Annotated in this window: 22 protein-coding genes; 6 read left to right on the top strand and 16 right to left on the bottom strand. The window is 45.3% G+C overall.

The annotated features are described in order from the left end of the window. The 10 genes from M2134_RS11435 to M2134_RS11390 form a co-directional block, all read right to left on the bottom strand. Positions 1-648, bottom strand: coding sequence for a glycerophosphoryl diester phosphodiesterase membrane domain-containing protein (locus M2134_RS11435; RefSeq protein ID WP_280751279.1), 648 nt, complete (start codon positions 646-648; stop codon positions 1-3). 146 nt (positions 649-794) lie between these two features. Continuing rightward, the gene (locus M2134_RS11430; protein ID WP_280751280.1) at positions 795-1,220 is read right to left on the bottom strand and encodes an RNA-binding S4 domain-containing protein; all 426 of its coding nucleotides are present in this window, start codon (positions 1,218-1,220) and stop codon (positions 795-797) included. 40 nt (positions 1,221-1,260) lie between these two features. After that, positions 1,261-1,827, bottom strand: a complete 567-nt coding sequence (gene pth, locus M2134_RS11425; RefSeq protein WP_280751281.1) for an aminoacyl-tRNA hydrolase — start codon at positions 1,825-1,827, stop codon at positions 1,261-1,263. 69 nt (positions 1,828-1,896) lie between these two features. After that, on the bottom strand, positions 1,897-2,496 hold the full coding sequence (locus tag M2134_RS11420) for a 50S ribosomal protein L25/general stress protein Ctc (RefSeq protein ID WP_280751282.1): 600 nt from the start codon (positions 2,494-2,496) through the stop codon (positions 1,897-1,899). Positions 2,497-2,619: 123 nt separating this feature from the next. Continuing rightward, complete coding sequence (locus M2134_RS11415) at positions 2,620-3,180, bottom strand: STM3941 family protein (protein WP_280751283.1); 561 nt, start codon at positions 3,178-3,180, stop codon at positions 2,620-2,622. 5 nt (positions 3,181-3,185) lie between these two features. Then, complete coding sequence (locus M2134_RS11410; protein ID WP_280751284.1) at positions 3,186-3,479, bottom strand: PG0541 family transporter-associated protein; 294 nt, start codon at positions 3,477-3,479, stop codon at positions 3,186-3,188. 110 nt (positions 3,480-3,589) lie between these two features. After that, positions 3,590-6,733, bottom strand: a complete 3,144-nt coding sequence (locus M2134_RS11405) for an efflux RND transporter permease subunit (RefSeq protein ID WP_280751285.1) — start codon at positions 6,731-6,733, stop codon at positions 3,590-3,592. A gap of 15 nt (positions 6,734-6,748) precedes the next feature. Next, a complete protein-coding gene (locus tag M2134_RS11400) occupies positions 6,749-7,765 on the bottom strand; it encodes an efflux RND transporter periplasmic adaptor subunit (protein WP_280751286.1) in 1,017 nt (338 codons plus the stop codon). Positions 7,766-7,788: 23 nt separating this feature from the next. Next, entirely contained in the window at positions 7,789-9,285 is a 1,497-nt protein-coding gene (locus M2134_RS11395) for a TolC family protein (protein WP_280751287.1), read from the bottom strand. 32 nt (positions 9,286-9,317) lie between these two features. Then, complete coding sequence (locus M2134_RS11390; RefSeq protein ID WP_280758192.1) at positions 9,318-9,926, bottom strand: TetR/AcrR family transcriptional regulator; 609 nt, start codon at positions 9,924-9,926, stop codon at positions 9,318-9,320. 325 nt (positions 9,927-10,251) lie between these two features. Between M2134_RS11390 and M2134_RS11385 the strand changes: the two genes are divergently transcribed. Beyond that, the gene (locus M2134_RS11385; protein ID WP_280758190.1) at positions 10,252-11,184 is read left to right on the top strand and encodes a helix-turn-helix domain-containing protein; all 933 of its coding nucleotides are present in this window, start codon (positions 10,252-10,254) and stop codon (positions 11,182-11,184) included. Here the strand turns inward: M2134_RS11385 and M2134_RS11380 are convergent. After that, the gene (locus M2134_RS11380) at positions 11,138-11,728 is read right to left on the bottom strand and encodes a DUF308 domain-containing protein (RefSeq protein WP_280758189.1); all 591 of its coding nucleotides are present in this window, start codon (positions 11,726-11,728) and stop codon (positions 11,138-11,140) included. The genes M2134_RS11385 and M2134_RS11380 overlap by 47 nt on opposite strands. A 312-nt stretch (positions 11,729-12,040) precedes the next feature. Next, on the bottom strand, positions 12,041-13,093 hold the full coding sequence (locus M2134_RS11375; RefSeq protein WP_280758188.1) for a glycoside hydrolase family 43 protein: 1,053 nt from the start codon (positions 13,091-13,093) through the stop codon (positions 12,041-12,043). 188 nt (positions 13,094-13,281) lie between these two features. Between M2134_RS11375 and M2134_RS11370 the strand changes: the two genes are divergently transcribed. Genes M2134_RS11370 through M2134_RS11355 form a run of 4 tightly spaced genes read left to right on the top strand, consistent with a single transcriptional unit; the run spans position 13,282 to position 16,929 of the window. Then, entirely contained in the window at positions 13,282-14,202 is a 921-nt protein-coding gene (locus M2134_RS11370) for a DUF5106 domain-containing protein (RefSeq protein ID WP_280758187.1), read from the top strand. Positions 14,203-14,236: 34 nt separating this feature from the next. Further along, positions 14,237-14,902: a bifunctional nuclease family protein gene (locus M2134_RS11365; RefSeq protein WP_280758186.1), complete on the top strand. Its 666-nt coding sequence runs from the start codon at positions 14,237-14,239 to the stop codon at positions 14,900-14,902. Between the two features lie 2 nt (positions 14,903-14,904). Then, on the top strand, positions 14,905-16,218 hold the full coding sequence (locus M2134_RS11360) for a nucleoside transporter C-terminal domain-containing protein (protein WP_280758185.1): 1,314 nt from the start codon (positions 14,905-14,907) through the stop codon (positions 16,216-16,218). A 12-nt stretch (positions 16,219-16,230) separates the two neighbouring features. Next, complete coding sequence (locus M2134_RS11355) at positions 16,231-16,929, top strand: 16S rRNA (uracil(1498)-N(3))-methyltransferase (RefSeq protein WP_280751295.1); 699 nt, start codon at positions 16,231-16,233, stop codon at positions 16,927-16,929. Positions 16,930-16,985: 56 nt separating this feature from the next. Here the strand turns inward: M2134_RS11355 and M2134_RS11350 are convergent, their stop codons facing one another. Both M2134_RS11350 and guaA read right to left on the bottom strand, forming a co-directional pair. Beyond that, complete coding sequence (locus M2134_RS11350; protein ID WP_280751296.1) at positions 16,986-17,252, bottom strand: hypothetical protein; 267 nt, start codon at positions 17,250-17,252, stop codon at positions 16,986-16,988. Between the two features lie 150 nt (positions 17,253-17,402). Next, a complete protein-coding gene (gene guaA / locus M2134_RS11345; RefSeq protein ID WP_280751297.1) occupies positions 17,403-18,926 on the bottom strand; it encodes a glutamine-hydrolyzing GMP synthase in 1,524 nt (507 codons plus the stop codon). A 212-nt stretch (positions 18,927-19,138) separates the two neighbouring features. Between guaA and M2134_RS11340 the strand changes: the two genes are divergently transcribed. Next, positions 19,139-20,785 carry a diphosphate--fructose-6-phosphate 1-phosphotransferase gene (locus tag M2134_RS11340; RefSeq protein WP_280751298.1) on the top strand — a complete coding sequence of 549 codons (1,647 nt, stop codon included), beginning with the start codon at positions 19,139-19,141 and terminating at the stop codon, positions 20,783-20,785. 81 nt (positions 20,786-20,866) lie between these two features. On the opposite strand, the gene M2134_RS11335 is transcribed toward M2134_RS11340, so the two are convergent. Together M2134_RS11335 and M2134_RS11330 are read right to left on the bottom strand one after the other, a co-directional pair. Next, entirely contained in the window at positions 20,867-21,067 is a 201-nt protein-coding gene (locus M2134_RS11335) for a hypothetical protein (protein ID WP_280751299.1), read from the bottom strand. A 157-nt stretch (positions 21,068-21,224) separates the two neighbouring features. Beyond that, positions 21,225-21,626 (bottom strand): hypothetical protein, encoded by a 402-nt coding sequence (locus M2134_RS11330; protein WP_280751300.1) that lies wholly within the window; start codon positions 21,624-21,626, stop codon positions 21,225-21,227. Positions 21,627-21,743 lie beyond the last annotated feature (117 nt).

The raw sequence follows: 21,743 nt of genomic DNA, 5'->3' as shown, positions 1-21,743 counted from the left end.
TTACGCAATCACATCATCAACAACCTCTTCCAGGACGGCAACAGGGGTGTTCAGCTTTCTGAAAACATAACAGCTCATCAGAGAAACCAGCGGCGCGGCCACTAATACACCGATGCCGAGCAAAATAATACCGACTAAGATGATACCGATCATAACAAGCAATAATACGAAAAGAGGCAATTCCTGTCCTTTAGTCAGTTCCCAGCTCTTTTTGAGCGCTTCGATCGGACCGGCATTTTCTTCTACGATGAAACAACTGAAGAAGCCAAGTCGTATTCCGATATAGATCCCGGGAATAATCAATAAAACCAATCCGATGAACGTAGCGATTCCTGCGATCAGGGAAGCAATAAACGCATTCAGTATTTTAGACGCCTGCTGTCCATACGCGGAGAACTGAGGTTCAATACCATCCAATGCCTGAAACATATTTTTAGTGTATCCCAACTGGAAGATCAGTTGGAGAACCGTAGAGATCAGGAGTATGATAAAAGCCCCGACAGTTAGCTCGTTCGGTGACATAAACATATTGAGAATACCGGAAATAATTAAATAACCGACTAATAATCCAACTAAAATCCAAATGTTTTGTTTTAAGCATTTCCAGGAGGTACTGAAAACTTCAGAAATAGTAAATGTAGGTTTCATACGCTATGTGATTTGTGATTTATGACTTTTCTTTGACACAAAAGTAACTATATTGTTGAAGAAAACAATAAAATAAATAAAAAGTCCGAACGCGTAGGGCGCACGGACTTTCTTATGATAAGGTAGAAATGACGCGGAAAAAAGAGTTAATCCTCCGAGTCAAAGTCGAATTCAAAATCAAAACCATCTCCCATACTGTCGGGATCGGCAAACTGCTCCAGCTCTCGGCGGTCTTTTTTCGTTGGGCGTCCCATGCCTTTTGCCCGGTTGACAAAGCCAGAAATACGGTTCATCTCCAGGATTTCATACTGATCGGGCGTGGTCACATTCTCCAGGTATTCCGGAACCAGCTTAGCCCCCATGCGGCGTTCGGTCAGGGCGAGCACCTTAAAGGAGTAGGTGATGGGTGGTTTGCGCACCTGTATGACATCGCCAACCTTTATGGTACGCGACGCTTTGGCCTGCGCGTTATTCACCATGATACGGTTCTTTTTGCAGGCGTCGACAGCGATGCTGCGGCTTTTGAAAATGCGGGTAGCCCACATCCATTTATCTATACGAACTTCTTCCATATTTTTTGTTCTGTTTTGTCTGAGAGTCCGAACTATATTTTTAGTCTTTGTTGTTGAATTGATTCATGGTGATCTGCACCCCTGCCAGGCAGAAGCTCTTGATGATCTCTGCGGCACGTTCCAGTTTTTGCGGCATCACCTCCAGTTCTTCCGGGTCGAACAGCCCGAGTACATAATCGACCTGGCCGCCCCGAGGGAATTGATCGCCTATGCCAAAGCGAAGTCGGCAATATTCCTGTGTTCCCAGTATCTGCTGAATATTCTTCAAACCGTTGTGTCCGGCGTCACTCCCTTTGGGTTTCAGGCGAAGGATGCCAAAAGGCAAAGCGATATCATCGACAATGACCAGGAGGTTCTCTGCCGGTATGTTTTCCTTTTGCAACCAATAGCGGACCGCATTGCCGCTAAGATTCATGAATGTGTTCGGCTTGAGCAGGACAAGCTCTTTGTTTTTCACCCGCAAGCGCGCTATGGCACCATAACGCTGCTCTGTAAAGGGGACGTTCCCCATTTCGGCCAGGCGATTCACCACACGGAATCCGATATTGTGGCGCGTTCCCCAATACTCCGAACCGATATTCCCTAATCCGACAATCAGATATTTCATTTTGTTTTATACAACAAGAGACACGAAGAATGGAACCTTCGTGTCTCTTTATGGTAAGAATAATAATGCTTATTTCTTTGCTGTCGCAGCGGCAGCAGCAGCACCACGAGCGGCACGAGTCAACTGTACGGTACAAACAACGGCGTTCTTTGCGTTCATCAGTTCCAATCCTTCGAATTCAAGTTCGCCGATTTGCATAGATTTACCCAATCCCAGTTTCTCAACGTTGATAACCAGTTTTTCAGGTAAGTTATCATACAACGCTTTTACTTTCAGCTTACGCATACGCAGTGTCAGTTTACCCCCGGCTTTCACCCCTTCAGCATATCCTTCCAACGCAACCGGTACTTCAATGATTACTGGTTTGTCTTTAGCGATTTCCAGGAAGTCAATGTGCAATAACTCATCGGTTACAGGCTGGAATTGCATATCTTTCACGATAGCCATTTTTTTGTTGCCATCAATAGTCAGTTCCACCAGATACACTTTCGGCGTATAGATCAGATTGCGCACGGCATCCTGAGCTACGCTCAAATGTACTACTTCATTTCCTCCGTACAACACAGCAGGAATTTCATTGTTTTTACGAAGACTTTTCAATCCTCTTTTCTGATCGGCTGAACATCCGGCGATCGTTCTTGATTTTGCTTCTAATGCAAATGTTTTCATCTTAAATCTTTTTTTTGTGTTACTCAAAATTAGTGCTTCCTAATTTCCCATCACACCAGGCGGGGCTAAAAAGCGGTGCAAAGATAGTAATAATATTCATACAAAGAAGAAGGGCGTGTAAGTTTATTCACTTTTCGCCTCTGTCCTCTTTTTATATTCGTTGTATTTAAAGAACACACCCTCTTGTAGTTCCTGAAAAGTACAATTCAATGCCCGGTTGGAAAAACAGATAGGCGAGCCATAAAATTGTAATTTGAGCTCCAGGGTGCGTCTTTTACTTTTGACCATTTCCCGTTGGATATACTCTGTCGGGTTTTTCACTCTGACAACAATGTATTTCCGTTTCAGGTCACTGATGTCATCCAGAATAACAATATTCTCTACATCGCTCCATAACACAGTCCCGTAAGAATTGCCGGTAGAGACATCGTATATCCCTTCGTCGGAGATATAGATGCCCGCACCATCTTCTTTATGAAGCTGGAACAAGCCCACGATGCAGAATAACATGACCAGTACGAAAAACACGCCCAAGGTAAGAACCAGGAAACGTCCGCCGCCGAACGATAATTGTCCGGCCAGGTAGATACCTCCAAAGCCAAGAAGCGCTGATATCAACATCAACAGAATGAGTCCTGCTTTCTCTTTCTTAGCTAAGGTGAATGTGATTACGTTTGGATTCATATTTTTTATATCATTTGTTCCACATTCGTTACAAACGCGCGCAACCCCAATGCTTCGGTTTGCTTATCCAGCTTCTCGAGCAACTCCAGGAAGCGGGGAACTTTCTGATCTTCTATCACCGTGTAGATGGCCGAATTCATGGTTGGCCACGCATGGCTGCCGAAATGAGGCTCTCCGGTATGGCTACCACGTCCCTGTACGTTTTCCCAGTAGGTGAAGCCTTTTATATTGTTTCTGTCCATAATCCCCAGGATCGTTTCATAATACGCCTGGTTGAATGTTATCATAACTGCCTTCATGTCTGTAATAATTATGAATTGTGAATTATGAATTATGAATTGGGTATGAATTATGAACCATGAGAATAGAGAGTTATCCTCATAATTCATAATTCATAATTCATAATTCCTTATTTGTTCTCAAGGTGAAGTAAGCGTCTGAATTTACGACGTTTTCTCTTCACGCCATTACCGGCGAATACGGCATATACAACCGGTACGATCACCAAGGTAATCAAGGTTGATACGGAAAGCCCCCAGGCTACTGTCATACCCATAGAGCGCCACATTTCAGCCCCTTCACCTGTTCCCACAGCCATCGGAACCATACCCAGTACGGTCGTCAGTGTGGTCATCAATACCGGACGAAGACGGGATTTCCCTGCAGCCACACAAGCTGCAATGATACCCATACCACGTTCGCGGCAGAGAATGGTGTAGTCAATCAATACGATACCGTTTTTCACCACAATACCCAGCAACATAATCATACCGATCAATGCCATGATACCTAAGGCGGTCTTTGTAACGACCAATCCCCAGATCACCCCTACCACTGCAAACGGAACGGAGAACATGATCACGAACGGGTCGACTAACGATTCGAACTGAGCTGCCATCACAATAAACACGAGCAACAAGATAAGCAGTGCCAATACACCCAGGTCAGCAAATGTTTCCTGCTGGTTTTCGTAAGTACCACCGATGTTCCATGAGATCTCCGGAGGAATCTCCATGCTGCGTAGCTCCTGACGGGCTGTTTCTACGATATCACTCAGGGCAGCTCCCGGAGAAGCGATAGCCGATACGGTGATCACACGCTGACGGTCTTTACGTTCGATCGTCGGCGGATTCATACGTTCCACTACCTGGCCCACATCGCGGATGCGGACACCCTGTCCGGCGTTATTGAAGATTACAATATTTTCAATATCCTCAAGCGATTGACGGAACTCCGGTGCATAGCGTACACGGATATCATATTCGTCACCGTCTTCGCGATATTGGGACGCGGTCGAACCATTGATACGGTTACGGAGGAACATAGATGCCGTTGTTACGTTAAGCCCATGCAAGGCTAATTTTTCACGGTCGAAATCCACCTGGTATTCCGGTATGTATTGCTCACGGCTAACGTTTACCTGCGAAATGTCTTTACTCTTACGCAGACGTTCGGTAATCTCGTGGGCAATGGCGTCGGTCTCAGCAAAGTCATATCCGAAAATTTCAACATCAACGGACGTTTCACCTCCCATACCGCCGCTTCCACCTCCGGCGCTCACAATATATTTTTGTATCTCGGTATAATTCGCCAGATCTTTACGCATCAATTCACAAATCTCAATCAAACCTCTTTCGCGTCCTTCGTATAGAGGACGTTCGCCTACACTGTATAAGCTGATGTTAAAGCTGATTTCGTTTGTGCCACCTCCTTGAATAAGTGCAAACGTATTGTCTGAATCTGCCATCCCTTCACTGAAGTTGGACGTTTTGATTTCCGGATATTTTTCACGGAATAGGTTGTCCAGCTCTATGGCGAGCTCTCGGGTGATTTCCTGGCGGGTTGCCATCGGCAATTCTACCGTGATACCAATACGGGAGTTATCCTGCGTTGGGAAGAATTCTGTTTTGATAGTCGGAATCAGAAACATGGTTCCGGCAAAAATCAGGAAGGCAGCGGAAATAACCGTTTTCCGGTGACGAACCGACCAGTTCAATAAGCGTGCGTAACCTGTATCCAAAGCACCTAATGCCTTTTCAATAGGAGTGAAGAAAAGTACGTATAACTTTCCTTTCTTCGGATCCAAACGAAGCAACTGAGAACATAACATCGGAGTCAGCGTCAACGCAGCCAATGTTGAAACGATCATAATGATACTAACAATCCATCCCAGCTGTTTGAACAAGATTCCGGCCAAACCGGTTACCATAGTCAACGGCAGGAACACGGCCAACATGGTCAATGTAGAGGCGATAACGGAAATAGCCACCTCATTGGTCGCATGCACGGCGGCCTGTTTGGGTTTACTACCTCGTTCGATATGTGTCGTTACGTTCTCCAATACCACAATCGCGTCGTCGACCACCATACCAATCGCAATGGAGAGTGAACTCAGTGAGATGATATTAAGCGTATTGCCCGAAGCCAACAGGTAGGCAAACGCCGCAATCAAAGAGATCGGGATCGTAATGATAATAATGAACGTGGCTCTCCATCTTCCCAGGAAGATAAATACCACCAACATTACAATGATAAATGTCAGTGTGATGGTTTCAATCAAACTGTCGATCGTATTCAAGATGTTAGTGGATGTATCAACAATCACACCGATCTTGACGTCGGAAGGTAATGTCTCCTGCAATTGGGGCAACAATTCTTGTACTTTCTTGGCAATCTGTACGGCATTGGCTCCTGATTGTTTCTGTACAACGATCATACCCCCGCGGGTACCGTTGTTGTATACCTCTTGAGCACGTTCAGCTACGGTATCTTCTACACGAGCCACGTCACGCAGGTAAACAGTTTTGCCGTTGAAGTAACCAACGACCAGGTTCAATAGTTGGTTGGCGTCGGTGAACTCACCCTGCACACGCAAGGAGTAGGTATTCGAGCCGATGTCGATGGAACCCGAAGGCGTATTGCGGTTCTCCATCGCGATCACATTGGAGATACCCTCTACGGTTTGATTGTATGCTTCCAGCTTGTACGGGTCGCAATAAACCTGCACTTCGCGGATGGGAGTACCCGAGATAGACACAGCCCCTACGCCACTGATACGGGCAATTGGATTGGCTACACGGTCGTCCAGAATCTTATAAAGTGCATTGGTACTCTCCTCGGCTGTTACCGACAGCAACAGAATAGGGATGTTCTCTGTACCGAACTTGAAAATCACCGGGTTTTCAGCGTCATCGGGCAACATTGCTTTCGTTACGTCGAGCTTGTCTCGGACGTCGTTGGTCGCCACATCGAGGTCGGTCCCGTATTCAAACTCCAGCATAATGATGGAGATGTTTTCTGAAGATTGAGAAGTAACATGTTTCAGGTCACTAACGCTATTCAGCGAGTTCTCAAGAGGTCTTGTCACATTTGTCTCAATATCTGAAGCGTTCGCTCCCGGATAAGCGGTCATGACCAGAATCACGTTGGATTCAATTTCCGGTAGCAGGTCGACAGATAGTTTGCTTAGGGAAAAAAGCCCTAAAACCACAATTGCCACGAATATAAGGGCAGTGGTAACCGGCTTTTTTACCGCGCTTCCATATAAACTCATATCTTATGTTTTTTCTTATTTTACAATATCAACTTCCATTCCGTTTGTCAAGCGGTTCTGGGCGGTAGTAACTACCTGATCACCATCTTGCACACCCGAGATCACCTCATAGCGGTTATCCATACGACGACCTAACTCAATTTTGTCATAGGATACCTTTCCGTTCTTGTAAATATAAACGTAGCGGTCGCCTGATCCTGCCTGTTTAACAACAGCCTGGTCAGGGATAACAACATGTTCTTTCGCTCCGAAATGCATAACCACCCGTGCGAACATACCCGGACGTACGCGTTGATCGTTGTTGTTTAGTTTGATTTCCACCTGGAAGGTGCGGGTCAATGGGTCGATGGTCGGATAAACCAGGTTCACCTGGCCTTTGAACACTTCCTCTCCATATACATCAAGACGTATGTCTACCTCTTTCCCTTTAGCTACCTGGGTGAAATAGCTTTCGGATACATTCACCATCAGTTTTACCGGGTTAATCTGTTCAACGGTATAAACAGGCTGTGCTCCGCTATACATATCCCCGTTGTCGTAGTTACGAGCTGTCACAATTCCGGAGATAGGGCTGACCAGCTTATTGTTTTCTTCCAGGTTTTTGAGCGCTGTCTTTTGCAGATCCAACGCCATTTTCTGACCTTCCCAGGCAGACTGTGAAACACCACCTACTTTGAAAAGTTCATCTATACGTTTGAATTCTGTTTCCAGGTTTTCCAACTGGATCTGGGTCTGACGCAATTGCGTCTCATCCATCGTTGCCAATAACTGTCCGGCTCTCACGCGGTCGCCCACCTCTACATGCAACTTGCCAATACGCGCAGGTGCTTGCGGAGCAATCATATTAGAAATATTCGCTTCCACACTGGCTGTAAATTCTGCAATCTGATCAACCTCCTGCATGTGAACTGTTTCCAACTTCACTTTCACTTTTTCCTCCACTGTTTGCTCCTGTACTTTGTTTCCGGAGCATGACATTAACAACACAACAGCAGCAACCGGTATTACGCTGAGTACCTTACTTGTTTTCATCTTATTATTTGTTTTTATAATTATCAATATATTTGTGGTGTTTCACCTATGATTTTTTCCAATTCGGCTTTCGATACCATGTAATCGTAAATCGCCTGATTGAAGTTTAATTTGGACTGGGTCAGTGCCAATTCCGAGTCGTTCAGCTCGAGCAATGTGCCGGCTCCTGTGTCGTATCTCTTCTGGGCAATCGTCTGTCCGCGCTTGGCCTGTTCAACTCCCTTCTGAGCCGCGTCATAACGCTTCAGGCAGGTGTTCATATTGTCCATATAGTTCTTAACCGCCAGTTGCAGGTTGCGTTGCGCATCATCGCGTTGCAGATACAATTGGTTGATCGTCACTTTGGTCTGATTGATCTTCTGTATGCGGCTTCCTCCCGAAAAGATAGGAATGCTAAGCGACAACCCGATCATGGAGTAGGGATTCCAACGATAATCTTTGAATTTGAAGTCGTTGTTCATCGATGTCCATGTATAGTTTCCGGCTAACGATAGGGTAGGCAGGAAATCATATTTTTGCAGCTGTAGGTTGGCATGCAACTGTTTGTTTTGAATATCCAACTGACGCAGGCTGGAGTTGTTATTTAGCGTAGTGTCTACCGCTAAATAATCAGCAAACAATTCAGAGTCAAAATCTGTCAGACTGCCTTCACATTCGATCGCCAATTCCAGATCCATGCCTAACAGCGCTTTCAACTGCCATTTAGCCAGTACAACCGCATTCTCAGCCTGCAGCATATTCGGCTCCAGATTCTTTACGGACACATCCGCGCGGATCAGGTCGTATTCGGCTACTAACCCCTGGTCATATTTCTTTTTGATGTCCAGGTAATTATCCATAGCGTTGTCGAAACTCTCTTTAAACACGCGATAGGAATCGTTGGCCAGCATCACGCCGTAGTAGCTTTTCTTCACCTGATTGGTCATATCTATCTTAGAAGAACGAGCCTGCTCGATCGCCAACTCCACATCCATACCTGAAATAGTCAGGCTTTTCCAGAGTGTCGCATTGATCAATGGCATACCAGCGCTAAAGCCAAAGCTCCAGTTGTTGTCACGTCCTACGGAGATAGCACCATCGCTATCGCCAGTATCTTCTATCTGAGGCATGCTCTCTAAGATGTTTTTCCCCAGGGTGCCGGTTTTATAATTAGGATCCATCCCTTGAAGCGTTTTGTCTGCCCCAGTAATCAACGGGTCTGTCACGCTACTCATCATGCCGCTAATGTCGAAGCCATCTCCATCCATATACATCACCTGCTTCTTCAACGTCCGCGAGTAGTCACCACTGAAATTGATCTGCGGAAACAGAGCCGCGTACGAACCCTTCTTTGCATATTTCTTTTTCTCAATTTCCATGTCGGCTACCTTAACCGTCGGACTCTCACTCATCGCAATCTCCAGCGCTTTTTCCAAGGTCAGAACCACCGGTTCCTGTGCCTGGATAGAAGAAAAGGCCAGAGATGGTAGTAACATACATACTACCCACATCCTCTTACTGTTCTTTTTAAATCGTTTCATTTTTTGTTTGGATAATTTATTATGATCCTTAATTAGTGAATAATCTTGTTGAATTCTTTTGCTCGTACCCATCTCTCTAAGATTTCATTGCCTTTGTCTGTGCTGATCCCTCTCAGGAAAGTGATTAATACCGTATTATACACTTCCGTATTGGAGAGGTGGCTGAATGATTTCGACGGATGAGTCATCTTAAACTGTTCTTTGGCCAATAGGGAGAGAATCTCCAGATTGAGCCCTTCGCGGATAACACCCTCGCCAATGCCTCTGTTCAATAATTTCAAGCAGCGATCGGCAAAGACTGTTTTGTCCTCTTCTCGTTTCTCGAAAGCAATGGGGTATTTCTTCAAGTCTTCATAAAACTGTTTGGAGTACCACCTGGGCCGTTTCATTACCTCTTCATGAAACAACAAAACGATATCGATCGCTGTACAGTCGCTTTTTTCTAATTCGTTCAGTATGTCGATCATGCGATCCGTCGTATATGTTATACTTTCCAACAACAGGGTCTCTTTGTCGGAAAATACACTGTATAGCGTTCGTTTTGATATCCCCAGGTTACGAGTGATATCATCCATGCTCACACGTTTGATGCCGTATTGTGAGAACAGGTCGAGCGCCGTAGACAGAATTTGTTGCTTCATTTTATAGTTTTAATTACACTTATTTCTTTGGGACAAAAGTAGGAGAGCAGGGGAGAGCCGGAAAACTAATTTCGTTTACTCAGGCCGGTTTCCCGACCAAACGGGGATAATTGCCGATAAATAACCCTACAAACAACCTTTTTTTATGCCTTAAAACAGATACCTATTTAATACCACGCTACAAAGGTCTAACAAATATTGGAAACTCAAATGGTTTTTTATGTTACAGGATTGGTCGTTTTCGAAAATGAAGTGACAGAATGAGTTGCCTTTTATCGGAAAAGTCGTTATATTTGTTCGTCCAAATTGAAACAAAAATCGTTTTTTGTTATTACTAATCAAATTGTTTTTAGACATGGAACAGCTTCCGATCATTGAATTGGCCGAAATAGGTAAGTATATCACTACGTCTGATCACTACCAGCGTTTGTTTGGCGTGGCAGATGTTGATGCTTCGTTGATTACCGACAATACGGTTAACAAAGAATATACCGAACCGGTTCGTTTGAATGCCCTGTTTATGTTGTTGGTACAGGAGGGGACGGCACATGTGCGCTTGGACTTTGTCTCCTATACTTTGACGCCTAATATGTTTCTGACGATTATGCCTACGCATATTTTTCAGATAGCGGAGGCAGGGAAGGATTTTAAAGCGCGGTTGATCGTGCTCGACAGGAATTTCCTGGAGGGGATTAACACCGAGAAACGGAGTCCGGCGATGAGCAACTATTTATTGCTTCGGAAAAACCCTTGCACGGAGTTCAGTCCCGAAGAGGCGAAATATATTCACCGGAGTATAGGTGTTTTACGGGATAAGATCCGTATGCGCAACCACTCTTTCCATAAAGAGGTGTTGCAGAATGCTTTTGTTGGTTTTATGCTGGAACTGGCGAACCTGATGATCGGCAAGAACGACCAGTTAGTGCGTCCTACGTTGACCCGGAAAGAAGAATTGTTTAATCTGTTTCTGCAATTATTGATAAAGGATGTAAAGCGGGAACACCATGTGTCTTACTATGCCGCTCAGCTCTTTATTACCCCGCAATATCTTTCGCTGATATTGAAGGAGTTGTCGGGTAAATCGGCGAATAAATGGATCGACGAGGCATTGCTTGTCGAGGCAAAGATATTATTAAAATCTCCCCAAATGACCATACAGCAGGTGGCCGATGAATTGAATTTCTCCGACCAGTCTACCTTTGGTAAGTTTTTTAAGAAACAGGTGGGGCTTTCTCCGATGGAGTATCGTAAAAGTTAGTGTCTACAATTTCTACCTTTTCTTTCTTTCGGCGGAATTTGAAACTGTTGATCATTTCCGCAAAACCATACACCACACTGGTGACGCCAAACACCACGACGGCGTTCGTAATCGAGCTTTTCGGATAGGTAACGATCAATATGCCTGTCAGGAAAATAAGCGATGGGATCACATAAAAGCCCCAGGGTACCCTGGCCCATTGGCGCGCTTTTATAAGCGATACGATCTGTTGCAATCCGGCAAATAATAACAGCGCCCCCAGTACATACATTAGTATATTAATAAAGAAGTCCGGCATAATCAATAGCCAGCTGCCAAACAGGATACTACCGGCAGCATCCAGCGGAAATATCGTATTATCTTTGGTGTCTTCGCTCTTCTCCCGCGTGAAATACCCAATGATGGTGAATATGCCCGGAAGAATAAACAGGACCCCTATGGTAATGACCAAATAGCGAAGAGCCATTTCCGGCCATAAGATAAGGATAAGTCCCAACACGATCGCGAAAGCACTTCGTATGGCTGCATAGCTGATTTTATTCATACTGTTTCTGTTTTTTTTGTTCACTTTATTATATAACAACCGAACCACCCGGTTTTGTTCCCTTACAGGCAAAAAGTTTCTTCCAAAGACCCAATACATTGCCAGGTGCCGACAAGTTCTTGGGGCATGTCATCCCAATTTGACCCTTTGCTTTACGCTGCGCTAAGCGAAACTTACATTTTGTCAAAAACGCCCGACTATTTTTCCGAAAACGTAGGGGTATTTTAAATTACCCGCAGGAGTAACACTTTTTAACGTATCATATTGTAAAGCAAAATGGTGTTTTTGCTATCAATTTGATAATTGCTTTTTTCAGAGACTCCAGCTCTCTTGCCAATCGATGAAGAATCGCTCTTCGTCGAAACGGATTGGGAGCCAGATATAGCGGCCGTCGATCGCGTCGGTTGGTGTCCAGCGGTCGCCCATATAGATGAATTGGTCTTCTTTTCCGGCAAGAGGGAAAATGTAGGTGCTTTGGGAACGGAAAGTGCGGTAGGCCTCTTCACCCTGGCAGGGATTGCCCATCTCTTTCCACGGCCCCCAGATATGGTCGGCAACGGCCGAACGGGCTTCATTCGGCGCCCAGCCGGTGCAGCCCGATGCCATCAGGTAGTATTTTCCTCCTTTTTTGAACAGAGCCGGAGCTTCCATAAAGCGACCGACAAAGAAACGGGCATATTCGCCGGAGTGATCCAGGTAATCGTCCGTGAGCCGGGCAATATGCAGGGTGCTGTTTTCTTCAGAGGAGTAGATGTGGTAGGCTTTGCCGTCGTCGTCGACAAACAGGGTCATATCGCGTGCCATCTGTCCCTCCTCCAGGTCTCTCTTTACGATGTTGAGTGTGTCGGGATGAGCCGGTATCGAGCCGCCATCGAAGCGATATCCTTCCGCGCGGACGGGCATCTCTTTCAATTCGTCGGGGAAGTTTTTCGGCCAGTGACCGGCATTGGGACGTACGGACTTGATAAAGGTGAACGGCCCGGTTGGATTGTCACTGACCGCGATACCGCTGCGCGCACCCAAATAACCCAATCCTTTGGGCTCTAAGTGAAACCACATGGCGTATTGACCGGTTTTTGCGTTATGAATGACCTTGGGACGTTCCAGGATACATCCTTGTTCGATATCGCTGCCCGAACCCTCAGGCATAACCGTGAGCACCACGCCTTCGTCTTTCCAATTGTATAGGTCCTTGGAAGAATAGCAGTGCACGCCAACGTTGGCCACATTGCCAGCTTCGCCTGCTGTTTTATGCTCTCCATACCAGTAATAGGTGTTGTCGACAAAAAGAATACCTCCGCCGTGCGCATTGATATGCACCCCTTTGTTGTCGGGCCATATCTCTCCCGGCGTAAAGTTTTTCATTTTGTTATTGCATGAAATACAAGTGATAAAGGTTAGTAAAGAGAAAAAGAGATAACGTTTCATAATCGTTCAGAGTTAATTTTATGTATAGAATTTGATTGTAATCGGAATGATGTCAAAGTTAGCCATTTCTTGTGATTTGTCCGGTGCTTTCGAGTTTATGTTTTATATTTGTAAAAAAAAGATATATGAAATGGTTTAATCTTCTTGTCTGTTTATGTGTTCTTACGGCATGTAATCATAAACCCAAAGAGCAGGAGGCTGAAAAGGCGAAAGCACCTGTTTTTGAGATGGTCGATGTCCCTGCTCTTATTTCAGACCGTATGGAACGTGCCAATTATTTGATCGATCACTATTGGGATAAATTCGATTTTAATGATACGACTTATATACATTACCCGGAGGTGACCGAGCAGGCCTTTTCCAATTTTTTAGGCTTTATGCCTTATGCACATCCGGATAAAGTCTCTTCGGCTATAAAAAAGATGTTGACAAAGGCGGAAGCTGAGCCTAAAGTGTATGCCTATTTCACGGACCTGTATGAGCATTATCTGTATGATCCCAACTCTCAAATGCGTAATGAAGAGCTGTTTATTATCGTGTTGGAGGCGATGACAGAGTCCTCTTTACTGAACGAAGACGAAAAGGTTCGTCCGACTCACCTCTTGGAGGTGGCACGGAGAAACCGGCTGGGTGATCCGGCGATTGATTTTGATTATACGTTGTCCAACGGAAAGAGGGGACGGTTGTATGACGTATCGGCTGAATACCTGATTCTTTATTTCTATAATCCGGACTGTGATGCCTGTCGGGAAATGACGTTGGAACTGAAGCAATCGTCGGTCTTCAAAGGATTTATGGAGAGTAAGAAAGTGAAGGTTTTAGCGGTTTATCCCGATGAGGATGTGCAGGCATGGAAAGAGCATTTGGGAGAGATGCCGAGCGATTGGATATTATCGTATGATAAAGAGGTGAAACTGAGAGAGAAAGAGCTTTACGATCTGAAGGCCATCCCTTGTCTCTACCTGTTGAACAAAGAGAAGGTGGTGCTCCTGAAAGACGCTTCCTTTCATCAAGTGGAGGCATTTCTTTATAATTCTCAATTATAATCGTATTTTTGTTTCTTACTAAAAAAACATATTTGTGGATAATCGAGTTCAATTACGTGTTCAGGGATTAACAAACAGCCAGATTCAATCCAGCGCTTACGCCTTGATTCTTGCAGAAGAAAATGGTCCTCGTCGCATACCTATCATCGTGGGAACAGCCGAGGCGCAGGCTATTGCTATCGCCCTGGAACATATTATTCCGCCACGCCCGTTGACACACGATCTGTTTGTGGCCTTTATGCGGTCGTATGGTATTCTGTTGCAAGAGGTTTTCATCTATAAGTTTGATGATGGGGTGTTCTATTCCGAACTGGTCTTTACCGATAAGGATCGGGAGGTGAGGATAGACTCGCGCACATCGGACGCGATAGCGATTGCTTTGCGGGTGAATTGTGCGATTTTTACTACCGAAGAGATCATGAAAGCCTGCGGTGTGGTGTTGGATGAAGAAGAAGGCTTCGAAGAAGAGAATGATGGAGCGTCGGATGACCCGGAGAATCTGGACGATCTCGGTGAGGTTATTTCGAGCTTGAATCCTTTTGATTTCACCAGCAATGAGGAGCTGGAGAGCTGGCTGTCGTTTGCCGATACGGAAACGATACGGAAACGCTTGCAGGAAGCCATCGAGAAGGAGCATTATGAGATAGCGAAAGTCTTAAAAGATGAATTGTTTCATCGCGAACAAGAAGAAAAAGATTAACGATGGAAGGAACACTTGGTTTCGGATGGGGATCCCTGTTTAGAGGACTGTTGGGTTTAGTGGTGGTGATTGTCGTCTGCTTTTTGATGAGCAGTGATCGGAGAAAAATCGATTGGAAATTGGTTGCCGGTGGGCTGTTTTTGCAGTTGGTGTTTGCCTTGGCTGTCCTATACGTCCCTTTTGTCGGGGTATTGCTCGAAGGGATCGGGATGGCGTTTATCAAATTAATGGATTTCACGCAGGAGGGGATCAACTTCCTATTGGGTCCGTATGCTTCCAAAGCCAATGGGTTTACCTTTTTGATACATTCCTTGCCTATTGTTATATTCTTCTCCGCTTTGGTCTCCATATTCTATCATTGGGGAATCATTCAGAAAGTGGTTGGCGCCTTTTCCTGGTTTTTGCGGAAATTTATGAATATATCCGGTTCGGAAGGATTGGTGGTGTCCGGGAATATATTTTTGGGCATGACCGAATCGCCGGTGTTGATAAAGAATTACCTGCCGTCCATGAATAAATCGGAGATATTCCTTGTGATGGTTTCCGGTATGGGGACCATCGCCGGTACCGTTATGGGAACCTATATCGGCATGTTGGCCGGCGATGATCCGATGTCGCGCATTTTGTTTGCGAAACATTTGTTGTCGGCCTCTGTGATGGCGGCGCCCGGCTCAATTGTGGTGGCTAAAATGCTTTGCCCGCAAACAGAACCGGCCATGGATCATATAGCACCCATGGAAAAGAGGGGAAAGAACGCGACCGTCTTGGATGCGATCTCTTCCGGCACGGTGACCGGTGTGAAGCTGATGGTCAATATTGCTGCTATGTTATTGGTGTTTATTTCACTTGTGGCGCTGGCTAATTATGTTTTGTGTGATATTATAGGACACTACACCGGTTTGAATGATTGGATTGTAGAGGTGACCGGCGGAAGATCGAAGGGACTGACATTTCAATTTATCGTTGGCCTTGTATTGGCTCCCTTTATGTGGCTGATTGGTGTGCCGACGCCCGATGTGGTAACGGTTGGCTCGCTGTTAGGGCAGAAGACGATCCTGAATGAATTTGTGGCCTACGCGCAGATGCAGCAGTGGAAAGAAGCCGGCGTTTTTCTCTATGAAAAATCAATTATCATGTCGACCTATATCTTATGTGGTTTCGCTAATATCTCCTCCATCGGTATCTTATTGGGAGGCATGGGGGTGTTGGCGCCGGAGAAGAGGGGGCTGATCACTCGTTTTGGTGTTCCGGCTATGATAGGTGGCGCGTTGGTGTCTATCCTCTCTGCGGTGATGATCGGTATGATATTGGGCTAAAAAAGAATGAGTATGCAATTGTTTTATGCACCGGATATTGCGCAGAACAACGAATTGCCTGCCGAGGAGGCGGGTCATGTGTTGCGGGTACTGCGGCTGTCAATAGGGAACGAACTCCATCTGACAGATGGAAAGGGCTCCTTTTATAAAGTGAGAATCAGTGATATACAAGGGAAACGATGTTATGTGGAGGTATTGCAGGTAGAACGCCAACCGGCTTTTTCGCCGGTGTGTTTACATATCGCTGTGGCACCGACCAAGAATATGGATCGGATCGAGTGGTTTATGGAGAAATCGACAGAGATAGGCATCGATCAGGTGACCTGCCTGTTGTGTCGCCATTCTGAACGAAAAGAGATAAAGACAGAACGTCTGCATAAGATAGCCGTAAGCGCCATGAAGCAATCCCAGAAGGCACAGCTGCCCGAGATTGTCGGGATGACTCCCTTTAAAGCTTTCGTAGAACAGCCCTGGGAAGGCGCTAAATTTATCGCGCATTGCGAAGAGGAGGATAAGACGTTGCTAAAACAGGCATATCGTCCGGGAGAAAATGCGTTGGTGTTGATCGGTCCGGAGGGTGATTTTAGCCCGGAAGAGATCGCTTTGGCTCTGCAACATGGCTTTGTGCCCGTTTCGCTGGGTGAGAGCCGTCTTCGTACGGAGACCGCGGCGCTGGTGGCCTGTCATACCATCCAACTGGCTAATCAATAGACAAGCAAAAGACAAAAAAAAGAGACTGGCTCAATGAACCAGTCTCTTTTTTTAATTTATTTGTCAAATTCTTTCAGACGCAGCAGCTTTTGTTCGATTTCTTCTTTCTCTTTGATTAAGCGAAGTTCTACTTCACCTACTTTTTCTCTTTTGTAGCGATGTGCCAATGCGATAGCATTGTCCAATTCGTCAAACTCCAGGAGCTTAAGATTAGTTGCTACTAAATTAAAAGCTGATTGTTTTCCTAATTTGTTTGCGGCACGTTTTGCACGCATAGCGGCCTTAGCCTCATCGGACATTTTAGATCCTTTTACTCTACCCATAACAATTTTATTATTGATTTTTTAATTAATGCGCAGCAAATATATATTATTGATTAGAATAAGCAATGATTTTCATTGTTTTTTTTCAAGAAAAAAGGGATTTTGATGTATTTTTACATCAAAACCCCTTTCTTTATTCGTAAAAATGGGTTATTCCCACTCGATAGTTGCCGGTGGTTTAGAGCTTATGTCATAAACTACGCGATTCACACCTTTCACTTTGTTGATGATTTCGTTGGATACTTTTGCCAGGAATTCATAAGGCAACTGAGCCCAATCCGCGGTCATCGCGTCTGTCGAGGTAACGGCACGCAAGGCGATGGTGTTTTCATAGGTGCGTTCATCACCCATAACTCCTACCGAACGGATAGGGAGCAGGATAGCACCTGCCTGCCATACCTTATCATACAATCCCCATTCGCGCAACAGAGAGACGTAGATATCATCGGCATCCTGCAATACACGCACCTTTTCCGGGGTGATATCGCTCAAAATACGGATACCCAGACCCGGACCCGGGAACGGATGACGTTTGATCAGGTGAGGCTGCATGCCTAATTCGATCCCTACGCGGCGTACTTCGTCTTTGAATAACAGGCGCAGAGGCTCAACCAGCTTCAGATTCATTTTTTCAGGAAGCCCGCCTACATTGTGGTGGCTCTTGATCACGGTGCCGGTGATCGATAACGATTCGATCACATCCGGATAGATTGTACCCTGTCCCAGCCATTTAATATCTTTCAGCTTATGAGCTTCTTCATCGAATACATCAATGAATCCTTTGCCGATGATTTTTCTTTTCTGTTCCGGATCGGTCACGCCGGCCAGCTTCTCATAGAATTTATTTTTCGCATCAACGCCGATTACATTTAACCCCAAATGTTCGTAGTCGCGCAACACATTTTCGAATTCATTCTTACGGAGCAAGCCGTGATCAACGAAGATACAGGTTAGGTTCGTTCCGATAGCCTTGTTCAATAATACGGCAGTTACCGATGAATCGACTCCCCCTGAGAGTGCCAGTATCACTTTGTCGTCGCCCAGTTGCTTTTTCAGATCGGCAACGGTTGATTCGATAAAGGAGGCCGGACTCCAACTCTTGGGCGCTCCGCAGATATTGAGGAAGTTATCCAACAGTTTTACGCCGTCGGTCGTATGATACACTTCGGGATGGAACTGAACACCCCAGGTTTTTTCTCCTTCTACATAGTAGGCTGCCGCATTCACATCGCCGGTGCTGGCAATTACGCGGAAATTATCCGGAAGAGAGGTGATGGTGTCACCGTGTGACATCCATATCTGCGAGCCGGCGTCAATACCTTTGAGTAAAGGATCGTGTTTCTCCAGTGTGGTCAGGTTAGCCCGGCCATATTCTCTGGAATGAACAGGTTCGACTTTTCCCCCTGATGTGTAGGCAATGTATTGAGCGCCATAGCAGATGCCCAGTACCGGATATTTGCCTCGGATCTGGCTAAGATCTGGCTTAAACGCGTTCTCGTCATAAACAGAATAGGGGCTACCCGAAAGGATAACTCCTACTACACCTTCCGCATTGTCGAACGGAAATTTATTGTACGGAACAATTTCACAATACATATTCAATTCTCGTACCCGGCGGCCGATCAATTGAGTCGTTTGTGAACCAAAATCAAGAATAACTACTCTTTCTTGCATATTGTGACCAATTATATAATTTGAATATGCAAAAGTAGGAAAATATTCTGAATTCACATACATAACAGCAAGTTGCTGAGTCGTATGTTTTAAGATACTTACATATGTCTGTCTGTATTGCTTTTTGTTATCCTTTTCAAATTGAAAAAAAAACACGATATTTGCAGCATTTTAATAGCCAGAGGCAATTCTAACTAACAAATTCGATAAAAATGACAAAAAGTGCATTACAAATTGCAAGGGCAGCCTATCAGCCGAAGGTGCCTGCTGCGTTGAAGGGCGCGGTAAAAGCGGTAGATGGTGAATACACCCAATCGGTAGCCGACCAGGAAGAAATTAAGGCTCTTTTCCCGCATACGTACGGGATGCCAATCGTTACGTTTGAAAAGGACAATGCGCCGCAAGCGATGCCTGCTATCAACGTGGGGGTTATTCTTTCGGGCGGACAGGCTCCGGGTGGACACAATGTGATTGCCGGCTTGTTTGACGGTATCAAAGCGGTGAACGCGGATTCTCGTTTGTATGGTTTTATTTTGGGCCCGGGTGGTCTGGTTGATCATAAATACAAAGAACTAACAGCTGATATCATTGAGGAGTACCGCAATACCGGTGGTTTCGATATCATCGGTTCGGGACGTACCAAACTGGAAGAGAAGGAACAATTCGATAAAGGATTGGAGATTCTGAAAAAGCTGGATATCAAAGCCCTTGTTATTATTGGTGGTGATGATTCAAATACGAATGCCTGCGTATTGGCGGAATATTACAAATCGATCGATGCCGGCGTGCAGGTGATCGGATGTCCGAAAACTATCGATGGTGACTTGAAAAACGAACAGATCGAGACCTCTTTCGGTTTCGATACGGCTTGTAAAGTTTATTCTGAAGTGATCGGTAATATCGAGAGAGACTGTAACTCGGCTCAGAAATACTGGCACTTCATCAAGTTGATGGGTCGTTCGGCTTCTCATATTGCATTGGAGTGTGCTCTGCAGACACAACCCAATATCTGTATTATTTCAGAAGAGGTTGAGGCTAAGAACCTGTCGCTCGACGATATCGTGACCTATATCGCTTCGGTGGTTGCCAAACGAGCGGAACAGGGTGATAATTTCGGTATTGTCCTGATTCCCGAAGGATTGATCGAGTTTATCCCGGCTATGAAACGCCTGATTGCCGAACTGAATGATTACCTGGCAAAACACGATGCCGAATTCAAGATGATCAAGAAGAGCGAACAGCGTGCTTATATACTTAGCAAACTGACTAAAGACAATGCGGATCTTTATGCCAGCCTGCCGGAAGGGGTGGCACGTCAGCTGACCTTGGATCGCGACCCGCACGGAAACGTACAGGTGTCGTTGATCGAAACGGAAAAGCTATTGGCGGAAATGGTCGGAAAGAAACTGGCTGAATGGAAGAAAGAGGGCAAATTTGTAGGTAAATTCTCTTCTTTGCATCATTTCTTCGGCTACGAAGGACGTTGCGCGGCTCCTTCCAACTACGATGCCGACTATTGCTACTCACTGGGATATACTGCCTCCTGCCTGATTGCGTCGGGTAAGACCGGTTATATGTCGTCGGTACGCAATACAACCGCTTCGGCCGACAAATGGATCGCCGGTGGTATTCCTGTGACTATGATGATGAATATGGAGCGTCGTCATGGCGAAATGAAACCGGTTATTCAGAAAGCGTTGGTGAAACTGGATGGGGCTCCTTTCAAGGCATTCCAGGCTAAACGCGACGAATGGGCATCGAAAACAAGCTATATGTACCCGGGACCGATCCAGTATTTCGGACCGACCGAAGTATGTGACGCACCTACGAAAACATTGCAGTTGGAACAAGCGAAATAAGTCGCTCCCGACATAAAACGAAAACAGGCCGTTTCAGTATCGAAACGGCCTGTTTTGCTTTAATAGGGGGTGAAAAGTCGCTTATTCTTCCATTACCTCTTCGCCATTGCCTGATCTGCTCAGGCCTTTCATCACACCGAACAAACCGCCGCAAAGCGTGGCCATTACAATGATCAGTTTCAGGTAATCGTTGGTGATCAATGAGCTACATGCCAATACACAACCGGCAATGATAAGCAGAATATACAGATAGATACTGGCTTTATTATTTTTCTTAGACATAACTGTTTTGTTTTTAATCGTTACTAATACATGTTTTGTTAGGTTGGTCGAATCGAAATAAGAGTTTACGAAGATGCACGCTTAATCGCCCATAGGCCGGGTCAACTTGATATGAACGGCATACAGCTATTAAGATAATGCGAAAGAAAAAAATGTATTAAATAACGATCTTCCGAAGGGAAAACACATGAGATCCCCATCGGCAAAACAGGGAGGAGTTTAGGGTGGTTTGACAAATAGATCTATATTCTGAAATCTTTTGGAGCTGTTCGGCTCCTTTGATACGTGCCTCATATAGGATGCGCGTGGCTGTTTTTATAACACGCACGTTCGGAATATGGAAAGTCGACTGAATAGGGCGGCGAGGAGTCAGACAATTGCTGTTTTTCATGTCTTGGCTGATTTCCTCGAACCGGTGTTGAAAGTCTGCCGCATCACTCTTTTCCTCGATAAAGGATTCGTTTATAGCCATACAGATATCCCCCTCGACCATCTCTTTGGGTGTAGAGAAGGTGAGCAGTGTTAACAGTATCGCTATAAAGTAAAGAAAGTGCTTCATGCGTGCAAAGATAACTTTGTTTTATGATATAACAGTTGGTTTACGATTTTGTTTAGTAAAATGATAAAAATAGTTGAAGAATGCCTACATAATTTATTTTCGGAGATATGGGATAAA

The sequence above is a fragment of the Parabacteroides sp. PM6-13 genome, from assembly GCF_029892605.1.
Taxonomy (GTDB): Bacteria; Bacteroidota; Bacteroidia; order Bacteroidales; family Tannerellaceae; genus QVMG01.
Note: the sequence above shows the minus strand (reverse complement) of the source record. Positions and strands in the feature narration are given on the sequence as shown.